Source organism: Barnesiella sp. CU968, assembly GCF_905219685.1.
Classification (GTDB): Bacteria; Bacteroidota; Bacteroidia; order Bacteroidales; family Muribaculaceae; genus Lepagella; species Lepagella muris_A.
Window position 1 is genome coordinate 1 of the sequence record NZ_CAJMXD010000217.1, and the last position, 5,053, is coordinate 5,053.

Genomic DNA, 5,053 nt, shown 5'->3' on the forward strand with positions numbered 1-5,053 from the left:
GGTTATACACTATGTAATCCCACTTTTCTCCTGCCGGCAACGCTGTCGACAAGGTGGCGGAAAGACTCTCCGGACGAGAAAAGTCAAGATTCAGGAATCTGATTCTTTCGTCTGAAAGCCATCGGCGCGAGGTTGTCTCGCGAACTCCTGCCCACACCTCATATCCGCGGCGCAACCCCTCTTCCACTATAAAGCCGCCGGTGAAGCCGCCGGCTCCCACAACAAGCACTCTCTTCTTGCGAATCAAGATCTTATCTTCCATCTCCATCGGAACTTACTTGAATAAAACATCAAACTTATATCCTTGCTCCATCAGCCACTCGATGCTCTTTGGCAATGCCTCGAAAAGACGCGGAAGACTTTTCAGCGAGTCATGAAAAACTATTATCGAACCGGGACGCGCATATTTCTTCACATTGTCGAAGACATCGCCGGCATCAAGATGTTTGCTGTAATCGCGTGTAACCAGATCATACATAACTATCCGGTATTTAGCCGACAGCTCTTTCCCCTGGCTTCTTTTCATCCAGCCGTGAGGCGGACGGAATAGATCGCTCCCTATATATCTGTCGGCATCCGCGACATCGGCAAGATACGCATCCTTGCTTTCCCGCAGACCCTGCAGGTGATGCATCGTGTGGTTGCCTACTCTATGGCCCCGTCGCTTCACATCGGCAAACAGCTCCGGATATTTGCGCACATTGTCACCTACCATGAAGAAGGTAGCCTTTATCCCGTAACTGTCAAGAAGGTCAAGAAGACGGGGAGTGACCTCCGGAATAGGACCGTCATCGAATGTGAGATACACTTTCTTCTCACCTTCCCGCTGGGGAATCATGAAGACCGCGTCCTTCGCAAGTTTTCTCAACCATTCGGGTATTCTTTCAATCAACATGTCAGATACAACAGAAACTCAGGGGCGGCGACTTGCGCAGCCCATGAGTTGCCTTATTCTAATGCTTTGAGTTAAACTCTTCGTTAAGTCGTTTGCTACGCACCATGTCAACTTTCTTTATCTCGGCGTTGGCATCAAGAGATTCCTGCTTGATGCCTGCCTTGAGATATTGCTGATAGACATCGTAATATATTGAGTCGTAATAACGGTCGTCGGCACTGCGCGCCGAGTATTCTGCGTCAGGCAGCGCGGCAAGTTCGTTTACGATACGCGCCACTTCCGCAAGCTCATTGACATAATCCGACTCCGAATAACCTCCGGCTCCGCCTTCTCCCGAGCCGCCCGAGCCTCCGCTGTAAGCCCGGTCGTAAGCTGCCTTGAGGTCGTTGCGGTTGAAGCCGTATCTCTTCAGCAACGAGTCTGTCTTTTTCGGATCACCGCCAAGGTCTTCGTAAACCTTGATCAGATACCAGTACTGATACGGCATCAGACGCGATTCGTGTGTCAACGCAACTCCGCCGAAAGTCATCGCTATATTCTGCTGATAGGCTACATACTGTATATAACGCTCCATCTGGCTCCATATAAGATCACGCCCTTTTTCCGTAAGAGACTTGTCCCCGAGTTTTTTCCCGAGTTCTCCGTAAATTTCGGGAAGGGTCATCGCCACTGTTATGTCATAGCGTGTCACATTCTCTGACAGATTGCGTGTAAGAAGATTTAAGGTGTTCAGCGCCTTCTTGTACTCCTCTTTGGCTCCCTTATCATCACCGGCGGTCGCCTTGCGGTCGCCCTGATATATAAGTTCCGAAGCCACGTCAAGCATTGAGTTGCGCGTAGTCACAAGCATCCGTCGCGCGGTCTCGTCAAAATAGGGTGTGCCACCGGCAACGGCTTTGTCCGCACCGCCCCATCGGTAATTGGTCACTACATCATATGCTCTGTCGGCTCTCGCCGGAATTCCCGACTGGCGTGTGGGCACCAACTGGTGCGTCATGCCTGTTGACCGCAAGTAATCTCTCATGCCGAGATAATACTCGTCGCCGACTGTGGAGCACCAATATATCGGACGGGGCCACCCTTCGGCGGCATTTGTGGCTATGATGTCAAGCATCAGTAGCTCACCGAGACCGACATACCCTTTTCTCGTTATGGCAGGAGCACCCGCAAGGTCTATGACAATCTCGTTGACAATCTCTGCGGAATCCTGCGGAGCCACAAGACCGCGTTTGATCACAGCCTCTTTGTCTACAGGAATTGTGACAACGCTCGACGGGAACTCGGGATAACGATAATCTTGGTTATATGTCTTGCCCGAATAAATCAGCTTGAGACTCGACAGAAGATCTGCCGGTGCACGCTCGCGCCCCGGAATGGTAACATCCATTTTTCCATAGGCACAATCGGCGGGGGTGGCGGTGAAGTGCACAGGAGCCGCCTCGTAACTTTCCTGACGCATCTGATTGGCATACCAGTCTGAGGCAAGGTAGCTGAGGTTTATGATCTTCACATCCGGACGCACACCCTCTACCTCCTGGGCATACCAGAGCGGGAAAGTATCGTTATCTCCGTTGCAGAAGACTATCGCGTTCGGTTCGAGACTGTTCAGATAGTTGATTGCGAAATCCCGCGCGGCATATCTTCCGCTTCTGTCATGGTCATCCCATGTCTGACTCACCATCTGCACGGGCACCGCTGCACCGAGAACACACGCCGTGGCGGCACAATATACCGATGCCGAAGCGCGTTTACGACTGCCGGCAATAAGCCTGATGATATTCCACAGACCGACAACTCCCATACCTATCCATATAGCATAGGCATAGAACGAACCCGCAAATGCGTAATCACGCTCTCGCGGCTGACCGGGTGGTTGGTTAAGATAGAGCACAATCGCGATTCCAGTCATGAAAAACAGGAAGAACACAACCCAGAACTGCTCTATGCCTCGCTTACCTGCGAATGCCTGCCACAAAAGACCGATAAGACCCAATATAAGCGGAAGCATGTAATAGACATTGTGTCCGGGGTTATTCTTTCCGAGATCATCGGGAAGAAGCGACTGGTCTCCGAGACGTGCATTGTCGATTACTGGGATTCCGGAAATCCAGTTGCCGGCATCAAGCTCGCCTGACTGATTCAGTATATCGTTCTGACGACCGGCGAAGTTCCACATGAAATAACGCATATACATGTGGACAAGCTGGTAGTTGTAGAAATATTCGAGATTCTGCGCATATGTCGGACGATATCCCATTTTCTGGGGGTACGTGACCTGACCTGTCACCTGATTCATATAAGGTTCTCCCTGAAGATCCGTCTCAGGAACCTTCTCACCCGTGACTGCATCTACTGCATAAAGCTCTTTCAGATTGGACGGAGTGGTGTCGAGTGTAACCCACTGCTTATACAAATCGCGGTGCATACGGCTGTATATACGCGGGAAAAGCATGTTCAGCTCGGGATTCATCTTAACCTCGGGCTTATAGTCGCGTTTCACATAATAATCACCACCTTTCTGCGCTTTTGCCGCATTCGAAGCCTGCTCGCCCGTAGTCAGGAAGCCGTATTCGGATGTCGGCACGGCACCTTTCACGCCTTTTGCATACATCGGCTTGCCCTTCTCTACCACCTGCTGATAGCTCGGATAATTGACAAGCACAGGAGACCCGTCCTCACGATAGGTGACTGTATCGGTCATGACTCCCATCAGTTTCTTCTGGGGTCCCGAATAAAGTGTTTCGCCATAGATCAACGGATTCTCGCCATATTGCTCACGGTTCAGATAAGAAGCCAGGTCAAATACGTTGTCGGGAGAATTCTGGTTCATCGGTGTGTCTGCGCTGGAGCGGATAAGAATAAGCGCGTAGCTGGAATAACCGATAAATATGACAGCAATGCTCCACATCACATTATTCAATACTCTTAACGGCAAAGGACGCGCTCCGCGAATGAAGAGCCATGCGGCAAGCGCGGCGGTCAATATCCAGCCCAGCCACCATCCGCTGTCCATAAAAAGCATACCGGAAAGCGTGACAGCAACAAGAAACGACACTTTTATCATCAACGCCGACTGCTGCCGCCAGAGAGCATGCAACGCCCAGAAGAACACCGCAACAGTCAGGAATGCATAGAACAAAGCCCCGCTGTTGAAGCTCATTCCGAAACCGTTTACAAACATCAGCTCGAACCGCTGCGCCATTTTTATGAATCCCGGAACCAGACCAAAGAGTACTAATGCCACTATGACGAAAGATACGCCAAGCGCGACAAGCGACTTGACAAGATCCATATCCTTCCATTTTCTGTATGCAAATACGAGCACAATCGCCGGGATACAGAGCAGATTCAGCAGATGCACGGCAACACTGATGCCGATTACATAGGCAATTAGTATCAGATACCTGTCGGAATGCGGTTCATCCGCCCTGTTCTCCCATTTGAGAATAAGCCAGAAGACCAAAGCCGTGCAAAAAGAAGAGAAAGCATAGACCTCACCCTCTACGGCTGAGAACCAGAATGTATCGCTCCAGCAATAAGCCAACGCACCGACAACGCCGCTGCCCATGATAACGAAGTATCTCGAAAGTGAAATCTCCCTGCGCAGACCGTCTCTTACTATAAGCCGTCTGACAAGATGTGTTATCGTCCAGAAAAGCAGAAGTATTGTCAAAGCAGAAAGCAAGCCGCTCATGGCGTTGACCATCACTGACACCAACTGATCATTAGGAGCGAAATTTGCGAAGAAACGAGCCGTAAGCATAAAGATAGGATTGCCCGGAGGATGCCCCACTTCCAGCTTGTCAGCCTGAATGATAAACTCGCCGCAATCCCAATAGGAGGCTGTCGGCTCAAGTGTCAACCAATATGTGACGAGAGCGATGGCAAACACCACCCACCCGACGACATTGTTGACCAGATTATATTTCCTTGTCAGCATAAATTAATTAAGCTTAAGTAAGATTTGAAATTCACAACGCTTACTTATCAAAAATTCGAAGTTAATTTACAAAATTACGCAATTTTCCCGATATTCCCATAAATTACCCTATAAATAACAACAAACGGACTCAATATTGACATAAAAAAAGCCTCAGATTTCTCTGAGGCTTAAAGGTGGCGATTACCTACTCTTCCGCTTTCGCAGTACCATCGGCG

General features: G+C 49.9%; 3 protein-coding genes. All 3 read right to left on the minus strand.

Annotated elements, in window-relative coordinates; all coding sequences use genetic code 11:
* A partial coding sequence (locus tag JX312_RS08975) for an NAD-dependent epimerase/dehydratase family protein (protein ID WP_204457762.1) occupies positions 1–262 on the minus strand: 262 nt, incomplete at its 3' end.
* A 12-nt stretch (positions 263–274) separates the two neighbouring features.
* Positions 275–895, minus strand: a complete 621-nt coding sequence (locus JX312_RS08980) for a polysaccharide deacetylase family protein (protein WP_124030885.1) — start codon at positions 893–895, stop codon at positions 275–277.
* Positions 896–953: 58 nt separating this feature from the next.
* On the minus strand, positions 954–4,835 hold the full coding sequence (locus JX312_RS08985; RefSeq protein ID WP_204457763.1) for a DUF2723 domain-containing protein: 3,882 nt from the start codon (positions 4,833–4,835) through the stop codon (positions 954–956).
* Between the last annotated feature and the right edge of the window lie 218 nt (positions 4,836–5,053).